Source organism: Orlajensenia flava (assembly GCF_004801905.1).
GTDB lineage: Bacteria > Actinomycetota > Actinomycetes > Actinomycetales > Microbacteriaceae > Orlajensenia > Orlajensenia flava.
In genome coordinates this window covers 486083-507409 of record NZ_SSSN01000003.1, presented here as the reverse complement: position 1 = coordinate 507409, position 21327 = coordinate 486083, and the positions used below count along the sequence as shown (strand labels likewise).

At 67.7% G+C, this 21327-nt stretch carries 18 protein-coding genes and 1 tRNA gene; 11 read left to right on the top strand and 8 right to left on the bottom strand.

The genetic code is table 11. From position 1 onward, the window contains the following. Nucleotides 1–15: 15 nt before the first annotated feature. The 5 genes from E6C70_RS04245 to E6C70_RS04225 all read right to left on the bottom strand — a co-directional run bounded on the left by E6C70_RS04245 (nucleotide 16) and on the right by E6C70_RS04225 (nucleotide 3691). Nucleotides 16–1062 carry a YihY/virulence factor BrkB family protein gene (locus tag E6C70_RS04245; RefSeq protein WP_168770848.1) on the bottom strand — a complete coding sequence of 349 codons (1047 nt, stop codon included), beginning with the start codon at nucleotides 1060–1062 and terminating at the stop codon, nucleotides 16–18. 84 nt (nucleotides 1063–1146) lie between these two features. Then, nucleotides 1147–1452 (bottom strand): hypothetical protein, encoded by a 306-nt coding sequence (locus tag E6C70_RS04240; RefSeq protein WP_136422551.1) that lies wholly within the window; start codon nucleotides 1450–1452, stop codon nucleotides 1147–1149. After that, the gene (locus E6C70_RS04235; RefSeq protein ID WP_136422549.1) at nucleotides 1452–2618 is read right to left on the bottom strand and encodes an inorganic phosphate transporter; all 1167 of its coding nucleotides are present in this window, start codon (nucleotides 2616–2618) and stop codon (nucleotides 1452–1454) included. The genes E6C70_RS04240 and E6C70_RS04235 overlap by 1 nt, the downstream gene beginning before the upstream one ends. A 99-nt stretch (nucleotides 2619–2717) precedes the next feature. Then, nucleotides 2718–3566, bottom strand: a complete 849-nt coding sequence (locus E6C70_RS04230; RefSeq protein WP_136422547.1) for an SDR family NAD(P)-dependent oxidoreductase — start codon at nucleotides 3564–3566, stop codon at nucleotides 2718–2720. A gap of 39 nt (nucleotides 3567–3605) precedes the next feature. Then, a tRNA-Leu gene (locus E6C70_RS04225) sits at nucleotides 3606–3691 on the bottom strand. A gap of 37 nt (nucleotides 3692–3728) precedes the next feature. Here E6C70_RS04225 and E6C70_RS04220 point away from each other — a divergent pair. Next, nucleotides 3729–4337, top strand: coding sequence for an ANTAR domain-containing response regulator (locus E6C70_RS04220; RefSeq protein WP_136422545.1), 609 nt, complete (start codon nucleotides 3729–3731; stop codon nucleotides 4335–4337). Here E6C70_RS04220 and E6C70_RS04215 read toward each other — a convergent pair whose 3' ends face one another. Continuing rightward, on the bottom strand, nucleotides 4338–4757 hold the full coding sequence (locus E6C70_RS04215) for a hotdog fold thioesterase (protein ID WP_235833263.1): 420 nt from the start codon (nucleotides 4755–4757) through the stop codon (nucleotides 4338–4340). An 80-nt stretch (nucleotides 4758–4837) separates the two neighbouring features. On the opposite strand from E6C70_RS04215, the gene polA reads away from it, so the two are divergent. The 5 genes from polA to rpsA all read left to right on the top strand — a co-directional run bounded on the left by polA (nucleotide 4838) and on the right by rpsA (nucleotide 12408). Continuing rightward, on the top strand, nucleotides 4838–7519 hold the full coding sequence (gene polA, locus E6C70_RS04210) for a DNA polymerase I (protein WP_136422541.1): 2682 nt from the start codon (nucleotides 4838–4840) through the stop codon (nucleotides 7517–7519). A gap of 22 nt (nucleotides 7520–7541) precedes the next feature. Then, entirely contained in the window at nucleotides 7542–9218 is a 1677-nt protein-coding gene (locus E6C70_RS04205; protein WP_136422538.1) for a DUF885 domain-containing protein, read from the top strand. Next, nucleotides 9215–9826 (top strand): DUF4166 domain-containing protein, encoded by a 612-nt coding sequence (locus E6C70_RS04200; RefSeq protein ID WP_235833262.1) that lies wholly within the window; start codon nucleotides 9215–9217, stop codon nucleotides 9824–9826. The genes E6C70_RS04205 and E6C70_RS04200 overlap by 4 nt, the downstream gene beginning before the upstream one ends. Further along, nucleotides 9823–10791, top strand: a complete 969-nt coding sequence (locus E6C70_RS04195; protein WP_136422536.1) for a TIGR01777 family oxidoreductase — start codon at nucleotides 9823–9825, stop codon at nucleotides 10789–10791. The genes E6C70_RS04200 and E6C70_RS04195 overlap by 4 nt, the downstream gene beginning before the upstream one ends. 171 nt (nucleotides 10792–10962) lie before the next feature. After that, a complete protein-coding gene (gene rpsA / locus E6C70_RS04190) occupies nucleotides 10963–12408 on the top strand; it encodes a 30S ribosomal protein S1 (RefSeq protein ID WP_136422533.1) in 1446 nt (481 codons plus the stop codon). 364 nt (nucleotides 12409–12772) lie between these two features. Here the strand turns inward: rpsA and E6C70_RS04185 are convergent, their stop codons facing one another. Both E6C70_RS04185 and E6C70_RS04180 read right to left on the bottom strand, forming a co-directional pair. Then, the gene (locus E6C70_RS04185) at nucleotides 12773–13303 is read right to left on the bottom strand and encodes a hypothetical protein (protein ID WP_136422530.1); all 531 of its coding nucleotides are present in this window, start codon (nucleotides 13301–13303) and stop codon (nucleotides 12773–12775) included. Between the two features lie 70 nt (nucleotides 13304–13373). Next, nucleotides 13374–14117, bottom strand: a complete 744-nt coding sequence (locus tag E6C70_RS04180; protein WP_136422528.1) for an endonuclease domain-containing protein — start codon at nucleotides 14115–14117, stop codon at nucleotides 13374–13376. Between the two features lie 415 nt (nucleotides 14118–14532). Here E6C70_RS04180 and E6C70_RS04175 point away from each other — a divergent pair, with 415 nt between their 5' ends. The 5 genes from E6C70_RS04175 (at nucleotide 14533) to uvrA (ending at nucleotide 21322) form a co-directional block, all read left to right on the top strand. Further along, on the top strand, nucleotides 14533–14733 hold the full coding sequence (locus tag E6C70_RS04175; protein WP_136422525.1) for a hypothetical protein: 201 nt from the start codon (nucleotides 14533–14535) through the stop codon (nucleotides 14731–14733). Then, nucleotides 14714–15460 carry a class I SAM-dependent methyltransferase gene (locus tag E6C70_RS04170; RefSeq protein ID WP_136422523.1) on the top strand — a complete coding sequence of 249 codons (747 nt, stop codon included), beginning with the start codon at nucleotides 14714–14716 and terminating at the stop codon, nucleotides 15458–15460. Before E6C70_RS04175 ends, E6C70_RS04170 begins: the two co-directional genes overlap by 20 nt. Before the next feature lie 120 nt (nucleotides 15461–15580). Then, nucleotides 15581–16198: a dephospho-CoA kinase gene (gene coaE, locus E6C70_RS04165; RefSeq protein WP_136422521.1), complete on the top strand. Its 618-nt coding sequence runs from the start codon at nucleotides 15581–15583 to the stop codon at nucleotides 16196–16198. Between the two features lie 81 nt (nucleotides 16199–16279). After that, the gene (gene uvrB / locus E6C70_RS04160) at nucleotides 16280–18346 is read left to right on the top strand and encodes an excinuclease ABC subunit UvrB (protein ID WP_136422518.1); all 2067 of its coding nucleotides are present in this window, start codon (nucleotides 16280–16282) and stop codon (nucleotides 18344–18346) included. Nucleotides 18347–18418: 72 nt separating this feature from the next. After that, nucleotides 18419–21322: an excinuclease ABC subunit UvrA gene (uvrA, locus tag E6C70_RS04155; protein ID WP_136422516.1), complete on the top strand. Its 2904-nt coding sequence runs from the start codon at nucleotides 18419–18421 to the stop codon at nucleotides 21320–21322. Nucleotides 21323–21327 lie beyond the last annotated feature (5 nt).

The window sequence follows — 21327 nt, the reverse complement described above, 5'->3', positions numbered from 1 at the left end:
CCGGCCCCGTTCGTGTCAGCGCGGAGCGCGGGGTGCCGCGTTGTGCCTGATCTCCACGCCGCCCGAGCGCAGGTCGGCCTTGAGCTTCGCCCGCTTGAGGGCGAGTCGGTCGTCGCGCACCTCGAGTTGCAGTGAGTCCTCCGCCGCGATGCCGGCCTGGAGTTGGCGTCCACGCTCGACCTGGGCATCGAACTCGGCACCGAAGAGGAGGGCGAGGTTGGCGATCCACAGCCAGATCAACGCAATGAGGGCGCCGGCCAGCGAGCGGTAGATCTTGTCGTAGTTGGAGAAGTTCAGCACGTAGATGAAGAACACGGCCGAACTGATGATGAGGGTCGTGAGTGCGATCACGGCGCCGAAGCTCAGCCAGCGGAACTGCGTGATGTGCCGGTTCGGCGTGGCGTAGTAGAGCAGCCCGATCAGCAAGACGGCCAGCAGCACGAGCAGCGGCCATTTGACGATGGACCACAGGGTCAACCACGGCTCGCCGATGCCGAGTGCCTCGCCCACCGCGTCGGCCACGGATCCGGAGAGCACGATGAGGCTTCCCATGAGGCCGACGATGATGATGTAGGCGACACTGACGAGCAGCTGCTGAGGCTTGAGCTTCATGAAGCCGCGACCCTCGTCGATGCCGTAGATGCGGTTCATGGCGCGCGAGAAGCCGCCGACGTAGCGTGAGACGGTCCATACGGTCAGCAGGGTCCCGAGGATGAACGGCCAGATGCCCGACACCTTGGCGAGCTCGTCGAGCGCGTCCATCAGGCTCTTCGTGGACATGCCGGGGAGGGCGTTGTCGAATCCCTTGAGGAGGGTCTCGATGGCCGAGCGCCCGTCGCCGAACGTGACGAAGCCGGCGACGATCGCGATGAGTGCCGGGAAGATCGACAGCACGCCGTAGTACGTCAGCGACGCCGCGGCATCGGGCAGGTCGTCGAAGCCGAAACCGCGCGTCGTGCGGGCCACGATGTACCGCCAGGTCTCGGGGCGGAGGTCCTGTGGGCCACGAGGGGCGACCTGCTTCTCCTCTGCGGCGACGGCCGCCTCATCTGCCTGCGTCACCGATGCTCCCTCAGCGCCGCCGTGGCGCACCGGATCACCCTACAGCCGCCGGACAACCGTCGACGACGCGCGTACCGCCGCGGGTCAGTGGAACTGGGGGATGAGGAGGTAGAGCCCGTAGAGGACGGCGGCGGCGGCCAGTGCGAAAGCGACGTAGGCCCCCGCAGTAGCCCCGGCCGGCCGAGGACGATCGCGCTCACCGCGCACCAGTGTTCCCGAGGAGTCGACGGTGTCGTCCTGCGCCCCGACCGCGAGCAGACGCAACCCGGTGGCGTAGAACGACACCACGGCGAGGCCGGCGGCGAGGGTCACGACGAACACGAGCACGAATGCAGCCCAGTCGATGCCGAGCCACTGGCCCTCTCCGGCCGCTCTGACGATGGTGTGCATCAGGATTCCCTTCCTGCTCCGCTGGCGACGGGTGTTCGGTCCTCGGACTGTTCGTCCTGCTCGTCGTTGACGTTGTGGCGGTTGACCGGATTGCGCCTCGCCAGGAGCACGAGGCCGCCGCCGACCACGAGCGCCGCCACGGCCACGATGATGAGCCCGAGGGTGCTCGTGACGGCGAGCCATGCAGAGAGGCCACCGACCAGGGCGGCGGCGGGCAGCGTCACGATCCACGCGAGTCCGATGCGTCCGACGATTCCCCAGTGCACTGATGCGAGCCGCCTTCCGAGGCCGGCGCCGACGACCGCGCCCGACGTGACCTGGGTGGTGGAGAGGGCGAAGCCCAAGTGGGAGGAGATGAGGATGGTGGCCGCCGAGCTGGTCTCGGCCGCGAACCCTTGCGGCGTCTGCACGTCGGTGATGCGCTTGCCGACGGTGCGCATGATGCGCCAGCCCCCGAGGTAGGTGCCGAGGGCGATGGCGAAACCGCAGGCCAGGATCACCCAGAACTGCGGGCCCGTGCCGCTCTGCTGGTAGCCGCCCGCGATGAGGGTCAGGGTGATGACGCCCATCGTCTTCTGAGCATCATTGGTTCCATGCGCGAACGAGACCAGCGACGCGGAGATGGTCTGCCCGTGCCGGAACCCGCTCTCCGATCCGTTGGAGCGCGCCATCCGGGTGATGCGGTAGGCCACGACGGTTGCCAGCAGGGCGACGAGGCCGGCGACGAACGGGGAGACGAGAGCGGGGATGACGATCTTGGACATGACGACGGCCCAGTCGACGGCGCCGAAGCCGACGCCGATGATCGCTGCGCCGATGAGACCTCCGAACAGCGCGTGGGTCGAGCTCGACGGGAGCCCGAAGTACCAGGTCGTGAGGTTCCACAGCACCGCGCCGATGAGCCCCGCGAAGATGAGGGTCGGCGTGATCTGGACGCCGCCATCGCCCTCCTTGATGATGCCGCCCGACACGGTCTGCGCCACCTCCGTCGACAGGAAGGCTCCCGCGAGGTTCAGCACGGCGGAGATGATCACGGCGGTCCGCGGCTTCAGCGCCCCGGTCGCCACCGACGTGGCCATGGCGTTCGCCGTGTCGTGGAAGCCGTTGGTGAAGTCGAAGATCAGCGCGACGACGATGACGAGGACGACGGTGATGAGCACATCCATGGGGATTCCTTCGCTGCGAGGACGAAACCCCTCCAGCTTCGACCCTCGGCCGGAAGTGCTGGGTGAACGGGCGGTGAACTCTCCCGGGTGGACCCTCGGTCAGTCCGTGGCGATCCAGCCGCTCGTGATGCCGCTCACGCGCGAACCGTCGAGGTCGGCGATCTTCGCTCCGGCGAAGGCACGCGCGCTGTCAGAGGTCTGGATGCGGATGGCGGGGGAGTCGACGCTCATGGCCGCCACGATCGCGTCGGCGACTCCCGCCGGCGTCTGCGCGGTGTGCGGTGAGAACTGGGCGAGCGTCCGATTGACGTAGGCGTCGATGGCGGGCGCGTAGTCGGTGCCCGCCGCGAGGGCGAGCGCCGCGTCGACTCCGGCGTTCCCGGCGAACTCGGTCGCCACGGCGCCGGGCTCGACGATGACGACGTCCACACCGACGGATGCGGCGACTGGCGCCAAGGACTCCAGGAAGCCCTCTGCGGCGAACTTCGCCGCGCAGTACGCCTCGTTGAACGGCTGTCCGACGACCCCTCCCACGCTCGTCACGGTGATGAGACGACCTCCGGAGGCACGCAAGTGGGGGAGCGCGAGCTTCGTGAGCGCGACGACGCCGAAGAAGTTGACCTCCATCGCCGAGCGGTACTCCGCGATGTCGTCCAGCTCGATCGTTCCCACGTGGCCGACGCCGGCGTTGTTGACGAGCATGTCGAGTCGCCCATGATCGGCGACGACCCCTGATACGACGGATGCTGCAGCCTCGGCATCCGTCACGTCGAGCGCCCGGACGTCGAGCTCGACCCCGGCGGCCTGCGCCGCGGAGGTGAGTGCGTCGGCGCGGGACGGATCGCGCATCGTGGCGACCACGGTGAACCCCTGCGCAGCGGCCGCGACGGCCGTGGCGAGGCCGATTCCCGACGATGTTCCGGTGATGAGGACGACGGGTGCGGCCATGGGTGGTTCCTTACTCTCCCCAGACGGAGGACCCCGTCATGGTGCCGGTGGTGGGGGTCGAACCCACACGTCCTCTCGGACAAAGCATTTTGAGTGCTCCGCGTCTGCCATTCCGCCACACCGGCTCACGAGCCTGCATCAGGATACCGTAGGCTCTCTGACGTGACAGACGCAGACACCACCACTGTTCCGCCGCGCCGAGTCGTCGTCGCCGAGGACGAGTCGCTCATCCGTCTCGACATCGTCGAGATCCTCCGCGACAACGGTTTCGACGTCGTCGGAGAGGCCGGTGACGGGGAGACCGCGGTGGCGCTCGCCACGGAGCTGCGTCCCGACCTGGTGGTCATGGATGTCAAGATGCCCAAGCTCACCGGAATCCAGGCTGCCGAGCAGCTCTCCAAGAACCACATCGCGCCCGTCGTGCTGCTGACCGCCTTCAGCCAGAAGGAACTCGTCGAGCAGGCCAGCGAGGCCGGAGCGCTGGCCTACGTCGTCAAGCCGTTCACGCCGAACGACCTGCTTCCCGCGATCGAGATCGCCCTCGCCCGCTATGCGCAGATCATCGCGCTCGAGGCGGAAGTTGGCGACCTCGTCGAGCGCTTCGAGACCCGCAAGCTGGTCGACCGGGCGAAGGGCCTGCTCAACGAGAAGATGGGCCTGACCGAGCCCGAGGCGTTCCGCTGGATCCAGAAGGCCTCGATGGATCGCCGCCTCACCATGCACGACGTCGCCCAGGCGATCATCGAGCAACTGGCGCCCAAGAAGAGCTGACTACGCCCGCGTCGGCATGTCGCGGAGCAGGTTGGTGATGCGGATGGTGCTGCACCGACGATCCTGATCGTCGGAGACGACGATCTCGTGCGACGTGATCGTGCGGCCGAGGTGCACCGGGGTGCAGACGCCCGTCACCCAGCCGGATGTCGCGGAACGGTGATGCGTCGCGTTGATGTCGATGCCCACCGCCAGCCGACCCGGACCCGCGAACAGCGTTGCGGCCATCGACCCGAGCGATTCGCCGAGCACGACGTATGCCCCGCCGTGCATGAGCATCGCCGGCTGGGTGTTGCCCTCCACAGGCATCCGCGCCACCGATCGCTCGACGGCGAACTCCACGAACTCGATCCGCATCGTCGTCGCGAGGGCTCCTGAGCCCAGCGTGCGGAGGAGTTCCCACGGGTCGGAATCAGGCATCATCACCATTTCTGCGAGGCCCTCGCGGTGCCTCTCCGTCGGCGGAATCCGTGTCGGAGGCGGCTTGTAGGCTGGGGGTCGTGTCGGACGCAGAAAAGCCTACCCTCCTTGTCATCGACGGCCATTCGCTGGCGTTCCGGGCGTTCTACGCCCTCCCGGTGGACAGTTTCCGCACACACGACGGGCAGCACACCAACGCCATCCACGGCTTCCTCTCGATGCTCCTGCTCCTGCTCGCGAACGAGAAGCCGACCCACATCGCCGTGGCGTTCGACCTCTCGCGGCACTCGTTCCGCACGCGGGAGTACGCCGAGTACAAGGGCACCCGCGGCGAGACTCCGCCCGAGTTCGTCGGCCAGGTGCCGCTGCTGCGCGATGCCCTCACCGCCATGAACATCGTGACGGTCGACAAGGAGGACTTCGAGGCGGATGACATCCTCGCCACGCTCGCCCGTCAAGGCGTCGAGCAGGGCTATCGAGTGCTCCTGGTGTCGGGTGACCGCGACACCATCCAACTGGTCAATGACGACGTCACCCTGCTCTACCCGAACTCGCAGGGTGTCTCGCAGCTCAAGCGGTACGACCCGGCGGCGGTGCACGAGCGCTACGGCATCCGTCCCGAGCAGTACCCCGAGGTGGCGGCGCTCGTCGGGGAGACCAGCGACAACCTGCCCGGCATCCCGAAGGTCGGAGAGAAGACCGCCGTCAAGTGGCTCGGACTCTACGGCGACCTGCAGGGAATCCTCGACAACGCCGACTCCATCAGTGGCGTCGTCGGCCAGAACCTCCGCGACAATCGCGAGAACGCCGTGCGCAACCGTCGGCTCAACCGCCTCGTCGACGACGTCGACCTGCCGATCGGCCCCGGCGACCTCACTCGACAGTCGATGAACGAGGAGGCCGTGCGGGACCTCTTCGGCCGGCTCGAGTTCCGCACCCTCCTCGATCGCGTCTACAAGCTCGAAGGCTCCGGAACGACGACGGGGGCTGAAGGTGCCGCCGCGATGGCCGCGGCTGCGGCTGGTGTTCCGCCGACGCCGTCACCCCGGACGCTGCGCGGCGACGAGCTCGGCTCCTGGCTCGCCGGGGCGGCCAGCGAACATCCGGAGGGCCTCGGCGTCACCGTCGAGATGCTCGACGGTCGCGTCATCGGCTTCGGCGTGGCGAGCCCGACCGAAGCGATCAGCGTCCCCTGGCAGCCGAGTCGTCCCGAGTACGCGTCGTTCGAGGCCTGGCTCGCGAGCGACGCCGCCAAGATCATGGCCGACGCCAAGCCGCAGCTCAAGGCACTGCGCCGCACCGGACTGGCCTTCGACGGCCTGCGCACCGACGCGCTCCTGGGGGGCTGGCTGCTGCGCCCGAGCCTGCAGGAGAAGAACCTGGCCGACCTCGTGCAGCGCTACCTGCACGAGTCGATGCCCGAGGCCGACGCCAACCAGCTCGTTCCCGACGACACCATCGTCGCCGGACCGCCCATCCAGGCCTGGTACACCGCGCGCGTAGCGTCCGTCGTGCTCGCGGAGCTCAGCGACTCCTCGCGACGCGTGCTCACCGACATCGAGATCCCGGTCACCGAGGTCCTGGTCGAGATGGAGTTGCGCGGAGTGGCTGTCGACCACGACGAGCTGTCCGAGCTGTCCCGCCAGCTCGGCGAGACCGCGGCCGCGCTGGCGGCATCCGCCTACGCCGAGATCGGCCGGGAGGTGAACCTCGGCTCGCCCAAGCAGCTGCAGGAGGTGCTCTTCGACCAGCTCGGCATGCCCAAGACGCGAGCGAACAAGACGGGGTACTCCACGGATGCGGGCTCGCTCGCCGACCTGCAGGAATCCAACCCGCACCCGTTCCTCGGCCTGCTGCTGCAGCACCGCGACGCCAGCAAGTTGCGTCAGATCGTCGAGACGCTCGACAAGTCGATCGACGGGACGGGACGCATCCACACGACGTACACCACGATCGGCGCGGCGACGGGGCGCATGTCGAGCAACGATCCCAACCTCCAGAACATCCCCATCCGCACGGAGGAGGGCCGGCGCATCCGAGCCGCGTTCCAGTCCGGCGCGGGGTACGAGACGCTGCTGACGGCCGACTATTCGCAGATCGAGATGCGCATCATGGCGCACCTCTCCGGCGACCCGGGGCTCATCGAGGCGTTCAACTCCGGCGAGGACCTGCACCGCTTCGTCGGCTCGCGCATCTTCGACGTCGAGCCGGAGGAGGTGACCTCCCTGCAGCGCACGAAGGTCAAGGCGATGTCGTACGGGCTGGCCTACGGACTGAGCGCCTTCGGGCTCTCCAAGCAGCTGCGCATCGACACGGCTCAGGCCAGGCAGCTGATGGGCGACTACTTCGAGCGCTTCGGGGCCGTGCGGGGCTACCTGCGCCAAGTGGTGGAGCAGGCCAAGCTCGACGGCTACACCGAGACCATCTTCGGTCGCCGCCGTCCGTTCCCCGAGCTCGCGAGCCCCAACCGCATCCACCGCGAGGCAGCCGAGCGTGCCGCGCTCAACTCGCCCATCCAGGGTTCGGCGGCCGACATCATCAAGATCGCCATGGTCGGCATCGAGGCGGACACGTCGGAGCAGAGCCTCAGCTCGCGCATGCTGCTGCAGGTGCACGACGAACTCATCTTCGAGGTTGCCGAGGGGGAATGGGACGCGCTCGAGGCGATCGTGCGCAGACGCATGGCCGGAGCGGCCGACCTCCTCGTTCCGCTCGACGTGCAGGTGGGCCGCGGCGAGAACTGGGATGTCGCGGCGCACTGACGGCCTCCCCTATGGTCGAGGAATGACCGGTGAAACGCAGCGCACCCCCACGCCCATCGACGCCATCGCCGAGGAGTGGGTGGACACCCTCGTCGACCTCGACCCCACCATCGGAACCTACATCGGCCGTGCCGAGAACGACGGTCGGTTCGGGGACTACTCGCCCTCCGGAGCCGATGCCGCGGCGGCAGCGAGCAGGCGAGTGGCTGAAGCCCTCGCTGCGTCCGAGCCCGTCGACGACGTCGATCGGGTCACCAAGGCCGACCTGCTGAGCGAACTCACCCTCAGCGTCGAGAGCCACGACGCCGCCCTGCACCTCCGCGACCTGAACGTCATCGCCAGCCCCGCTCAGGAGTTGCGGGAGATCTTCGACCTCATGCCGACGGCGACGGTGGACGACTGGCACAACATCTCCGACCGGCTTCACGACCTGCCGCGTGCGATGGACGGCTACATCCAGACATTGCGGGAGGGCATCGCGCGAGGCATCACCCCCGCGCGCCGACAGGTCCGCGAGGTGCTGGCGCAGGTGCGCAAGCATGCGGAGCCCGACGGGTTCTTCGCGGGCTTCGCCGCCGATGCCGAGCTCGAGAACGGATCGCTTCCGGCATCCCTCGCCCGCGACCTCTCCGACGCCGCCGGCGCAGCGACGTCGGCGTACGGCGAGCTCGCCGACTTCCTCGCCACCGACCTCGACGACGCCGCGACCGAGCAGGACGCCGTCGGGCGCGAGATCTACGCCCTGCGGTCGAGGCAGTTCCTGGGCGCCAAGATCGATCTCGACGAGACCTACGACTGGGGCGTCGAGGAGCTCGCCCGCATGGTCGCCGAGCAGGAGGCCGTCGCCTGGGAGATCAAGCCCGGAGCATCCGTTCGGGAGGCGATCGCCCATCTCGACGGCGACGATGCCCGCAAGCTCCACGGCACCGATGCACTCAAGGCGTGGATGCAGGAGACCAGCGACCGCGCCGTCGCCGAGCTCGGGGCGAGCCACTTCGACATCCCCGAGGAGCTCCGCACGCTGCAGTGCATGATCGCGCCGACCCAGGAGGGCGGCATCTACTACACGGGCCCGACCGACGACTTCTCGCGTCCCGGACGCATGTGGTGGAGCGTTCCCGAGGGCGTCACCGAGTTCGACACCTGGCGCGAGCTGACGACGGTCTACCACGAGGGCGTGCCCGGCCATCACCTGCAGGTCGGCCAAGCCGTCTACAACCGGGCGAAGCTCAACACCTGGCGCCGCCAGTTGGCCGGCACGTCGGGACACGCTGAGGGCTGGGCGCTGTACGCCGAGCGACTCATGGAGCAACTCGGCTACCTCGACGACCCGGCGGATCGGCTCGGCATGCTTGACGGACAGCGGATGCGCGCTGCCCGCGTCGTGCTCGACATCGGCGTGCACCTCGGCAAGCAACGCCCCGATGGACAGGGCGTGTGGACGGCGGAGTACGCACTCGAGTTCATGCGCGAGAACGTCAACATGAACGACGGCTTCGTGCGCTTCGAGGTCAACCGCTACCTCGGCTGGCCGGGGCAGGCGCCCTCCTACAAGGTGGGCCAGCGCATCTGGGAGCAGCTGCGCGACGAGCTCGCGAGCCGCGAAGGACCGGCGTTCTCCATCAAGGAGTTCCATCGCCGGGCCCTCGATCTCGGCGGCGTCGGACTGGACACCCTGCGGCAGACCCTGCTCAGGTGAGCGCGTCACCCTACTCCGAAGCGATGGCGGGCAGGCTCGACACCCTCCATCCGCGTCTGCTCCAGTACTTCTCCACCATCCCCGACGGGTTCGTCGGAAGCGGGCGCGGCACCTTCGACGTCGTCGGAACACCGCGACGGTGGCTCTGGCCGGTCCTGGCGATGCTGGCCGGCGGCGGCATCCTGTTCCCGGTCTGGCAGACGGATGTGCCGTTCGAGATCGAGAACCGGCAGACGGATGACGGGCTTCGCGCTCGCCGCGTGTTCCACCTCGTCGGTGGCGATCGCGTGATGGTCGATCGCATGCGAGCTGTGGCCGGCCGGCTCGTCGACGCACTCGGGACGAGGGGAGCGCTGCGTGCCGGGTTCGATGCGAACGTGGATGACGGCGCCCTGGTGCTGCGATCGAATGCGGTCGGCCTGCGGGTCGGGCGGGCGCACGTGTCACTGCCCGCCGTCATCCGTCCCCGCGTCACGCTCGTCGAACGCATCGACGGCTCGACCGAGCGGCAGCACGTCGCGCTCACGATCGACCTGCCCGTCATCGGGCGCATCTACGAGTACTCCGGATCCTTCGACTACGAGGTCCGGGCGAAGGGAGAGCAATGAGTCGCATCGTCATAGCGGGGGCATCCGGATTCATCGGGCAGTACCTGCTCGAGCGATATCGACGCGCGGGCGACGAGGTGAGCACCATCGGGCGTTCCGGGGCGGACGCGGTCTGGGGTGATCGGGCGGCTATCGGTGCGCTTCTCGAGGGGGCCGACGTGCTCGTCAACCTCGCGGGCAAGAGCGTCAACTGCCGGTACACCGAGCAGAATCGGACCGAGATCTTCCGGTCGCGCCTCGAGACGACGCGCGAACTGCGCGAAGCGGTCGCAGCGTGCGCCGCTCCGCCATCCGTCTGGTTCAACTCGTCGACCGCCACCATCTACCGCCACGCCGAGGACCGTCCCATGACGGAGTCGACCGGCGAACTCGGAACCGGGTTCTCGGTGCAGGTCGCGAAGGCGTGGGAGGCCGAGTTCTTCGACGGCGACCTGCCTGCGACCCGACGCGTCGCGCTGCGGATGGCCATCGTGCTCGGCGACGGCAGCGTCATGGGGCCGCTCTCGGCGCTGGTGCGGTTCGGGCTCGGTGGCCCGCAACTCGACGGTCCGTGGTTCAGCACCCGCAGCCGGGTGGCCTCGGGCACGCAGCACCGCTTCGGGGCGCGCGGCGGGCGGCAGCGATTCAGCTGGGTTCACATCGACGATGTAGCCGGCGCGATCGACTTCCTGCGCGAGCGCTCCGACCTGGACGGCGTCGTCAACGTCAGCGCCCCGCATCCGACCGACGACCGCACCTTCATGGCGACGCTGCGCCGGCTCTTGGGCGTGCCGGTGGGCCTGCCGGCGCCGCGAGCCGTGCTCGAGATCGGCTCGGCCGTCATCCGGACGGAGACCGAGCTGGTGCTCAAGAGCAGGTGGGTGCTCCCCGAGCGGCTGACGGATGCGGGCTACCGGTTCGCTTTTCCCGAGCTCGAGCCGGCGCTGCGCGATGTTCTCGCGACGCGGTCCGCCATCCGTTCGTAGTGCTCGCGCGGATATTTCAGCCCGTCGGGGGCGGTTTGCGATGCTCCGACGAAAGCCGGTAGTCTGGAACGTCACGTCTGTGACGTCCTATCCGCATGCCTCTCGCGGAACATCCCATCAGCTCTACCCCTGCGAGTGGCCAGATCCTGTCCGTACTGGAGCAACTACTACATGACAACCGCAACGACCGAGAAGGCAACGAAGCAGGTCGCCATCAACGACATCGGCTCAGCCGAAGACTTCCTTGCCGCGGTCGAGAAGACCCTGAAGTTCTTCAACGACGGTGACCTCATCGAAGGCACCGTGGTGAAGATCGACCGCGACGAGGTCCTCCTCGACGTCGGCTACAAGACCGAGGGTGTCATCCCCTCGCGCGAACTTTCGATCAAGCACGACGTCGACCCCACCGAGGTCGTCAACGTCGGCGACACGGTCGAGGCCCTCGTCCTCCAGAAGGAGGACAAGGAAGGCCGTCTGATCCTGTCCAAGAAGCGCGCTCAGTACGAGCGTGCCTGGGGCGACGTCGAGAAGATCAAGGAGGCCGACGGTGTCGTCACCGGTTCGGTCATCGAGGTCGTCAAGGGTGGCCTCATCGTCGACATCGGACTCCGTGGCTTCCTCCCCGCGTCGCTCATCGAGCTGCGCCGCGTCCGCGACCTCACGCCGTACCTCGGCCAGGAGATCGAGGCGAAGATCCTGGAGCTCGACAAGAACCGCAACAACGTGGTGCTGTCGCGCCGTGCGCTGCTCGAGCAGACGCAGTCCGAGAGCCGCACCACGTTCCTCAACAACCTGCACAAGGGTCAGGTCCGCAAGGGCGTCGTGTCCTCGATCGTCAACTTCGGTGCGTTCGTCGACCTCGGCGGCGTCGACGGCCTCGTCCACGTCTCCGAGCTCAGCTGGAAGCACATCGAGCACGCCAGCGAGGTCGTCGAGGTCGGTCAGGAAGTCACCGTCGAGATCCTCGAGGTCGACCTGGAGCGCGAGCGCGTGTCGCTCTCGCTCAAGGCGACGCAGGAGGACCCGTGGCAGGTGTTCGCCCGTACCCACGCGATCGGTCAGGTCGCTCCGGGTAAGGTCACGAAGCTCGTTCCGTTCGGTGCGTTCGTGCGCGTCGCAGACGGCATCGAGGGCCTCGTCCACATCTCCGAGCTCTCCGGCAAGCACGTCGAGCTCGCGGAGCAGGTCGTGTCGGTCGGCGACGAGGTGTTCGTCAAGGTCATCGACATCGACCTCGAGCGTCGCCGCATCTCCCTCTCGCTGAAGCAGGCGAACGAGGGCGTCGACCCCGAGGGCACCGAGTTCGACCCGGCGCTCTACGGCATGCTCACCGAGTACGACGACCAGGGCAACTACAAGTACCCGGAGGGCTTCGACCCCGAGACCAACGAGTGGCGCGAGGGCTTCGACGCCCAGCGCGAGAAGTGGGAGCAGGAGTACGCTGCCGCCCAGGCTCGCTGGGAGGCTCACAAGAAGCAGGTCGCTTCCGCGAACGACGAGGCCGCAGCGGTCTCCTCGCCCGCCGGCAGCACCTTCTCGAGCGAGAACGCATCGGCCGGCACGCTCGCCGACGACGCTTCGCTCGCGGCGCTTCGCGAGAAGCTCTCGGGCAACTAGTCCGCATCTCGTGAACGGCCGGGTCCTTCGGGGCCCGGCCGTTTCGCGTTCCCGCGTCCGCCGCCCTGCGCAGGGGGTCGGCAGGTCGGTACCCGCCCGATCGTCGCACTCGTCACCGCAGTGCAATAACGCGCATCCGCTCGCGCCGCGGTGCCATACTGCGCATCCGCTCCCGCGCGCGGCGGTGCCATAACGCGCATCCGCTCGCGCGACCGTGTCATAACGCGCATTCGCTCGCGGCGGTGCCATAGTGCGCATCCGCTCGCGCGGTGGTGCCATCGTGCATCCGCTCGCGCGGTGTTGCCATCGTGCATCCGCTCGCGCGGCGGTGCCATAGTGCGCATCCGCTCGCGCGGCGGTGCCATTACGCGCATTCGCTCGTTGGGTTGCCATTAGACGAATCCGAGCGCGGATCCGCCGGCGCGCCTGTGCGATAGCGCGCATCGGCAACAGTGGCGGTGCCATAACGCGCATCGGCAACAGTGGCGGTGCCATAACGCGCATCGGCAACAGTGGCGGTGCCATAACGCGCATCGGCAACAGTGGCGGTGCCATAACGCGCATCGGCAACAGTGGCGGTGCCATAACGCGCATCGGCAACAGTGGCGGTGCCATAACGCGCATCGGCAACAGTGGCGGTGCCATAACGCGCATCGGCAACAGTGGCGGTGCCATAACGCGCATCGGCAACAGTGGCGGTGCCATAACGCGCATCGGCAACAGTGGCGGTGCCATAACGCGCATCGGCAACAGTGGCGGTGCCATAACGCGCATCGGCAACAGTGGCGGTGCCATAACGCGCATCGGCAACAGTGGCGGTGCCATAACGCGCATCGGCAACAGTGGCGGTGCCATAACGCGCATCCGCTCGCGCTGCGAGGCGTCCGTATCCCACACCTCGCCGGGGGCGGTCCGGCACACATAGCTCGCCAACGCGGCGCCATGAAGCGCTGCGGTACTGCGGGTTACATGGCCAGACGTGCCCGACGCGCCAAGATGTCGCGCACGCGCCGGATGAACCCCTCGGGATCGACGTACAGGTCGCGTGAGGTGACGCGGATCACGTGCCACCCCTCGGCCTCGAGCAACTGGCGACGGAGGATGTCCAGGCGCCATTGGCGCGCATCCGTGCGATGTCCGTCGCCCTCGTACTCGAAGGCGATCTTGAACTCCTCGAACACGAGGTCGGGATGAAGAATTCGTCCGTTCTGAACCCTGACGCCGTGGCCGATGAGTGGTTCCGCCAACCCGGACGCGACGAGGAGAAGTCGCAAGTGGGTCTCCGGCCGCGAATCGACCCCGAACCGGGTGGCTTTCAGCGCGCGTCTGCGCAGATGAGCTCCCTTGCGCCGCGCGTACCGGTTAGACGCGACAGACAACACTTCGAACGTGCACAGCGGCACTTCTCGCCCCGCGTCCGTCGCCTGGCCCGAGATCAGGTAATCGCCCGCGGCGACCAGATCCTCGAAGGACAGTGTCTCGGCCAGCTGGCACCAGCAATCCGCCGGCGAGCACACCGGCTTGTCCCGCAGGGTGCCGACAGCTAACGTCTCGGCGCCGATGGCGTGCCCGATCACGCCTCGAGCGCGGGGCGGGGTGCGCGGCGTCAGGACGGTGACGTGGACCGGGTCGATCCTCACGTCGTCCGCGAGCGGCACGCCGAAGAGATGCGCAGCCGTCTCGTGGCTGAAGTACTGGCCGGGCAGCATGCGGAGCAGGGTAGGCGTCGCACAGGCCGTCGATCGTCTGGAGGTGTCCGCGAGCGACGTTCACACCGTGGAACGGATGCTCGATATCCGGACCCCGTAAACGACCACGCCCGATTCCGTGCGCGGTTCCATCGACGAGTGCCGTCCGGAACGGCGCCGTGAGCATCGGGGCCGGCAGTGTTTTGCGTGTGGGCATGGTGGGATCTTGCTCGCAACGGCCAGCCGCTCTCAGCCGGCTGGCCAAAACCGTGGAAGGTCGGCAGGCGCGGTGCGTCAGGGGAGGACACGGGATCTCGCGCCTCAGTCGTCGGCGGATGCGCGCTATGGCACTGATGCTCGCGGGGATGCGCGTTATGGCACCATCGACGGGTGCAGCGCTTGTGGAGGGCGGGACGCACCGCGGGCGGATGCGCGTTTGACACTGATGCTCGGCGGGATGCGCGTTATGGCACTGATGCTCGGCGGGATGCGCGTTGTGGCGCTGATGCTCGAGGGGATGCGCGTTATGGCGCTGATGCTCGAGGGAATGCGCGTTATGGCACTGATCTTGGGGGTCGGCGCCCGTCGCGAGCCAGCCGCGTGCGTACGCTGGAATCATGAGCGATACCACCCGTGATCGGCAGCACGCCGAGTCATTCCGCGAGAATGCCGACGGATACGACGCACACCGCCCGTCTTACCCTGTCGAGTCGGTGCGTTGGCTCCTCGGCGCCGCGCAGGACGTCGTCGACGTCGGTGCCGGGACCGGAAAGCTCTCGGCCGAGCTCGTGGCTCTCGGAGCATCCGTGACCGCGATCGACCCCTCCGCCGACATGCTGCGTGTGCTCGGCGAGCGTCTGCCGCAGGTCGAGACCGTAGAAGGGTCGGCGGAACATCTGCCGATCCCGGATGCCTGCGCCGACCTCGTGACGTTCGCCCAGGCCTGGCACTGGGTCGATGTCGACGCCGCCACCCGCGAGGTGCTGCGCGTCCTACGTCCCGGCGGCCGCCTCGGACTGATCTGGAACACCCGCGATGAGAGCGTCCCCTGGGTCGACGAGCTGTCGGCTGCCATGCACCGGGGGCTCCACGAGGCCAGCGCCTACCACCCGACCCTCGGAGCCGGACTGACGATCGCCGGCAAGCACGAGCAGCGCTGGACGCAGCGCACGACCCGCGAGGGAATCCTGCAGCTCGCCACCACGCGCAGCTACTACCTCACCGCGACCGAGTCCGAGCGAACCGCGATGCTCGACCGCATCGCCCGGGTGCTCGACGCCCACCCCGAGACGCGCGCCGACGAGATTCTGCTGCCGTACGTCACCGAGGCCTGGATCGCCGAGCGCTTCACGCCGGGCTGCTGACCAAAGCGCCAGGCTGCTGATGGAAGCGCCGGGCTGCTGACGGAAGCGCCGACTTCGGAGGCACGCGGCTGACAGAGGCCGCCTCCGCTGCCGCCTGACCCGCGCCGGTAAGCTGACACCGTGTACCTCATCGGCCTGACCGGCGGCATCGCGGCCGGAAAATCGACCATAGCCCGCCGTCTCGTCGAGCACGGAGCCGTGCACATCGACGCCGACCAGCTCGCACGACGCGTCGTCGAGAAGGGCACTCCCGGGCTCGCGAGCATCAGGGAGGAGTTCGGCGACTCCGTCATCGCCGCGGACGGCACGCTCGACCGGGCGCGGCTCGGGCAACGCGTCTTCGGCGACCCCGAGGCCCTCGCCCGATTGAACGCCATCGTCCATCCCCTCGTGCGCGCCCTGTCGGAGACGCTCATCGCCAAGGCGGGGGCAGAGAAGCCGGATGCCGTCGTCGTCTACGACGTTCCGCTGCTCGTCGAGGCGCAGGTGGACCATCCGTTCGACCTCATCGTCGTCGCGAACGCCACCCGCAGGACACGGGTGAAGCGGCTGGTCGAGATCCGCGGCTTGGAGGAGGATCACGCCGTCGCCCGCGTCGAGTCGCAGGCGGGCGACACCGAGCGGCTTCGCATCGCCGACGTCATCATCGACACCGATGGCAGCATGGCGCACACGGTGAGCGAGACGGATGCGCTCTGGGCCCGCATCCGTCGAGAGCAACGCGCGGCCACGCCCTGACGGTAATGAGCGAGCCGCCGTTCGCCACAGGAGTACAGCCGAAGGGCGATGGTGTCGGAGGGTCTTCCTAGACTGGATGTCATGCAGGCAACTCGGTCCGTCCGCCCCTTCGAGGTCATCAGCGAGTACTCGCCGAGCGGTGACCAGCCGACGGCGATCGCCGAGTTGGCTGAGCGCATCAACGCGGGCGAGACGGATGTCGTGCTCCTCGGAGCAACCGGAACCGGCAAGTCCGCGACAACGGCCTGGCTCATCGAGCAGGTTCAGCGACCCACCCTCGTCCTCGCGCACAACAAGACTCTCGCGGCCCAGCTCGCCAACGAGTTCCGCGAGTTGATGCCCAACAACGCCGTCGAGTACTTCGTGTCGTACTACGACTACTACCAGCCGGAGGCCTACGTGCCTCAGACGGACACCTTCATCGAGAAGGACTCGTCGGTCAACGCCGAGGTCGAGCGTCTGCGGCACTCCACGACCAACTCTCTGCTGAGCCGGCGCGACGTCGTCGTGGTCTCCACCGTGTCCTGCATCTACGGCCTCGGCACGCCCGAGCAGTACATGAATGCGATGATCGCGCTGCAGGTCGGCGACCACCACGACCGCGACTGGCTCATCCGCAAGTTCGTCTCCATGCAGTACCAGCGCAACGACGTCGACTTCTCGCGCGGCAACTTCCGGGTGCGCGGCGACACCATCGAGATCATCCCCATGTACGAGGAGCTCGCCATCCGCATCGAGATGTTCGGTGACGAGATCGAGGCGCTGTACAGCCTCCACCCGCTCACCGGAGAGATCGTGCGCAAACTCGACAACGTCGCCGTCTTCCCGGGCTCGCACTACGTCGCGGCGAACGACGTCATGCAGCGCGCCATCGGCACCATCCAGGTCGAGCTCGGCGAGCGGCTCGAGGAGCTCGAGCGGGAGGGCAAGCTGCTGGAGGCGCAGCGACTGCGCATGCGCACGAGCTTCGACCTCGAGATGATGGAGCAGATCGGGTTCTGCTCGGGCATCGAGAACTACTCGCGCCACATCGACGGGCGGATGCCGGGGGAGGCCCCGCACTGCCTGCTCGACTACTTCCCCGACGACTTCCTCGTCGTCATCGACGAGTCCCACGTCACCGTCCCGCAGATCGGCGCGATGTACGAGGGCGACGCGTCGCGCAAGCGCACGCTCGTCGAGCACGGATTCCGTCTGCCGAGCGCGCTCGACAACCGGCCGCTCAAGTTCGACGAGTTCAGCAATCGCGTTGGCCAGAAGGTCTACCTCTCGGCGACTCCGGGTCGCTACGAGATGGGCATCGCCGACGGCGTCGTGGAGCAGATCATCCGCCCAACGGGCCTGGTCGACCCGCAGATCGTGGTCAAGCCGTCGAAGGGGCAGATCGACGACCTGCTCGAGGAGATCCGACTGCGCGCCGGGCGCGACGAGCGCGTGCTGGTCACGACACTCACGAAGAAGATGGCGGAGGAGCTCACCGACTTCCTCACCGAGGCCGGGGTCCGGGTGCGCTACCTGCACTCGGATGTCGACACGCTGCGTCGTGTCGAACTGCTCACCGAACTGCGAGCCGGTGTGTACGACGTCCTCGTCGGCATCAACCTGCTCCGCGAGGGCCTGGACCTGCCGGAGGTTTCGCTGGTCGCCATCCTCGATGCCGACAAGGAGGGCTTCCTGCGGTCGTCGACGTCGCTCATCCAGACCATCGGCCGCGCAGCCCGCAACGTCTCGGGCGAGGTGCACATGTACGCCGACGTCCTGACCGACTCGATGAAGAACGCGATCGAGGAGACCACCCGACGGCGCGAGCTGCAGGTCGAGTACAACGTCGCCAACGGCATCGACCCGCAGCCGCTCCGCAAGCGCATCGCGGACATCACCGACATCCTCGCGCGCGAGGAGGCGGACACCGCCGAGCTGCTGCGAGGCCGTGACCGTCGATCGACATCGCCGATGCCCAACCTGCGGCGTGAGGGCCTCGCCGCGGACGGCGCGAATCAGCTGGAGTCGTTGATCGCCGACCTCAACCAGCAGATGCTCGAGGCCGCTGGCGAGCTCAAGTTCGAGCTGGCCGCCCGGTTGCGTGACGAGCTCGGCGACCTCAAGCGCGAGTTGCGGCAGATGGAGAAGGCCGGTCACCTGGCCTGATGGGCGGCGCCGTTCGCTGATGGCATGTGCGGGACGGAGAAGTCTGTCGGAGGGTGCTCATAGACTTCTGAGGTGTCTGTAACGAAGGTCGATTCCACCGCCAAACTGAGCGTGCGCGGCGCGCGCGTTCACAACCTGCGGGGAGTCGATCTCGAGATCCCGCGGGACGCGCTCGTGGTGTTCACGGGCCTGTCCGGCTCGGGCAAGTCGAGCCTCGCCTTCGACACCATTTTCGCCGAGGGCCAGCGCCGCTACGTCGAGTCGTTGTCGGCCTATGCCCGCCAGTTCCTCGGCCAGGTCGACCGGCCCGACGTCGATTTCATCGAGGGTCTGAGTCCCGCCGTGTCGATCGATCAGAAGTCGACCAACCGCAACCCGCGGTCGACGGTGGGCACCATCACCGAGATCTACGACTACATGCGTCTTCTGTGGGCACGCATCGGCGTTCCGCACTGCCCGGTCTGCGGCGAGAAGATCCAGCGCCAGACCGTCCAGCAGATCGCCGACCAGCTCATGGAGCTCGACGCCGGCATCCGTTACCAGATCCTCAGCCCGGTCGTCTCACAGAAGAAGGGCGAGTTCGTCGACCTGTTCGCCGAACTGGCCGCGTCCGGTTATTCGCGGGCCATTGTCGACGGCGAGCAGATCCAGCTGAGCGAGCCGCCGACGCTCAAGAAGCAGGTCAAGCACGACATCGCCGTGGTGGTCGATCGCCTCGTCGCCGGGCCGGACATCCTCAGCAGGCTCACCGACTCGCTCGAGACCGCGCTCCGCCTCACCGACGGACTCGTCACCATCAACTACGTCGATGCCGAGGGCCCGGAGGCATGGGAGAACTACTCCGAGAAGCTCTCCTGCCCGAACGGCCACCCCATCCAGTTGACCGAGATCGAGCCGCGCACGTTCTCGTTCAACGCCCCGTTCGGCGCCTGCCCCGAGTGCTCCGGGCTCGGCACCCGCATGTCCGTCGACGAGGACCTGCTGCTGGGCGACCCCGAGGCGTCCATCTCGGAGGGCGTCATCCTGCCGTGGACGTCCCAGGGCAAGAGCCTCTACAACTACTACGAGAAGCTGCTCGAGGGCCTCGCCCGCGACCTGAAGTTCTCCTTGAAGACCCCGTGGCAGGACCTGGCCGAGAACGCCCGCAACGCGGTGCTGCGCGGCGAGAACTTCGAGGTCCGGGTCAAGTGGCGCAACCGCTACGGCCGCGAGATGAGCTACACCTCCGGCTTCGAGGGTGTCGTCCCGTACATCGAGCGGCAGTACCTGCAGGCCGAGACGGATGTCCAGCGCGCCCGCTGGTCGGAGTACCTCCGCGAGGTGCCGTGCCCCGTCTGCCACGGCAAGCGGCTGAAGCCCGAGGTGCTCGCCGTGCTCATCCACGGAGCTTCCATCGCCGATGTCGCGAACCTCAGTCTCAGCGACGCCCGCGAATTCATGAACAAGATGGAGCTCACCGACCGCGAGGCGACCATCGCGGCCCAGGTGCTCCGCGAGATCAAGCTGCGCATCGACTTCCTCATCCGCGTCGGCCTCAACTACCTCAACCTCGCGCGGGCCGCGGCGACGCTGTCGGGCGGTGAGGCCCAGCGCATCCGACTCGCGACCCAGATCGGGTCGGGCCTCACCGGCGTGCTGTACGTGCTCGACGAACCGTCCATCGGCCTCCACCAGCGCGACAACCGCCGTCTCATCGAGACGCTCGTCGCCCTGCGCGACCTCGGCAACACGCTCATCGTCGTCGAGCACGACGAGGACACCATCCGCACGGCGGACTGGGTGGTCGACATCGGGCCCGGCGCGGGTGTCAACGGCGGACGGGTGGTGCACTCCGGCTCCTACGAGAGCCTTCTGGAGAATCGGCGCTCGCTCACCGGCGACTACCTCTCCCGTCGCAAGGAGATCGTGACACCGCACATCCGCCGGGCCGTCGATCCCGAGCGGATGATCACGGTGGTCGGCGCCGAGGCGAACAACCTGCGCAAGGTCAGCGTGGAGTTCCCGCTCGGAACCTTCACCGCTGTGACCGGCGTGAGCGGATCGGGCAAGTCATCCCTCGTCAATGACGTGCTCTACCGGGTGCTCGCCAACCGTCTCAACGGCGCTCGGAAGCTGCCGGGCAAGCACACCCGAGTCACCGGGCTCGACCACCTCGACAAGGTCGTGCACGTCGACCAGGCGCCGATCGGCCGTACCCCGCGATCCAACCCCGCCACCTACACGGGCGTGTTCGATCGCATCCGTACGCTCTTCTCCGAGACGCTCGAGGCGAAGGCACGCGGCTACCTTCCCGGCCGCTTCAGCTTCAACGTCAAGGGCGGTCGCTGCGAGGCGTGCTCGGGCGACGGCACCATCAAGATCGAGATGAACTTCCTGCCCGACGTCTACGTGGCGTGCGAGGTGTGCGGCGGCTCGCGCTACAACCGCGACACCCTGCAGGTGCACTACAAGGGCAAGAACATCTCCGAGGTGCTCGACATGCCCATCAGCGAGGCCGCCGAGTTCTTCGAACCCATCTCGGCCATCCACCGCTACCTCAAGACCCTCGTCGACGTCGGCCTCGGCTACGTCACGCTCGGTCAGAGCGCCACGACCCTTTCAGGCGGCGAGGCGCAGCGGGTCAAGCTCGCCACCGAACTGCAACGTCGCTCGAACGGGCGCAGCGTCTACGTGCTCGACGAGCCGACGACGGGCCTGCACTTCGAGGACGTGCGCAAGCTCCTCATCGTGCTCAACGGCCTCGTCGACAAGGGCAACACGGTCATCGTCATCGAGCACAACCTCGATGTCATCAAGAGCGCCGACTGGGTCATCGACCTGGGTCCGGAGGGCGGGTCCGGCGGCGGGCTCGTCATCGCGACCGGCACTCCCGAGGATGTGGCGGATGTCGCGGCCAGCCACACGGGGACGTTCCTGCGCGAGGTGCTCGACGCCGATGCGGAGAACCACGGCGTGATCGCTCGGGTGGCCGGCTAGGCACG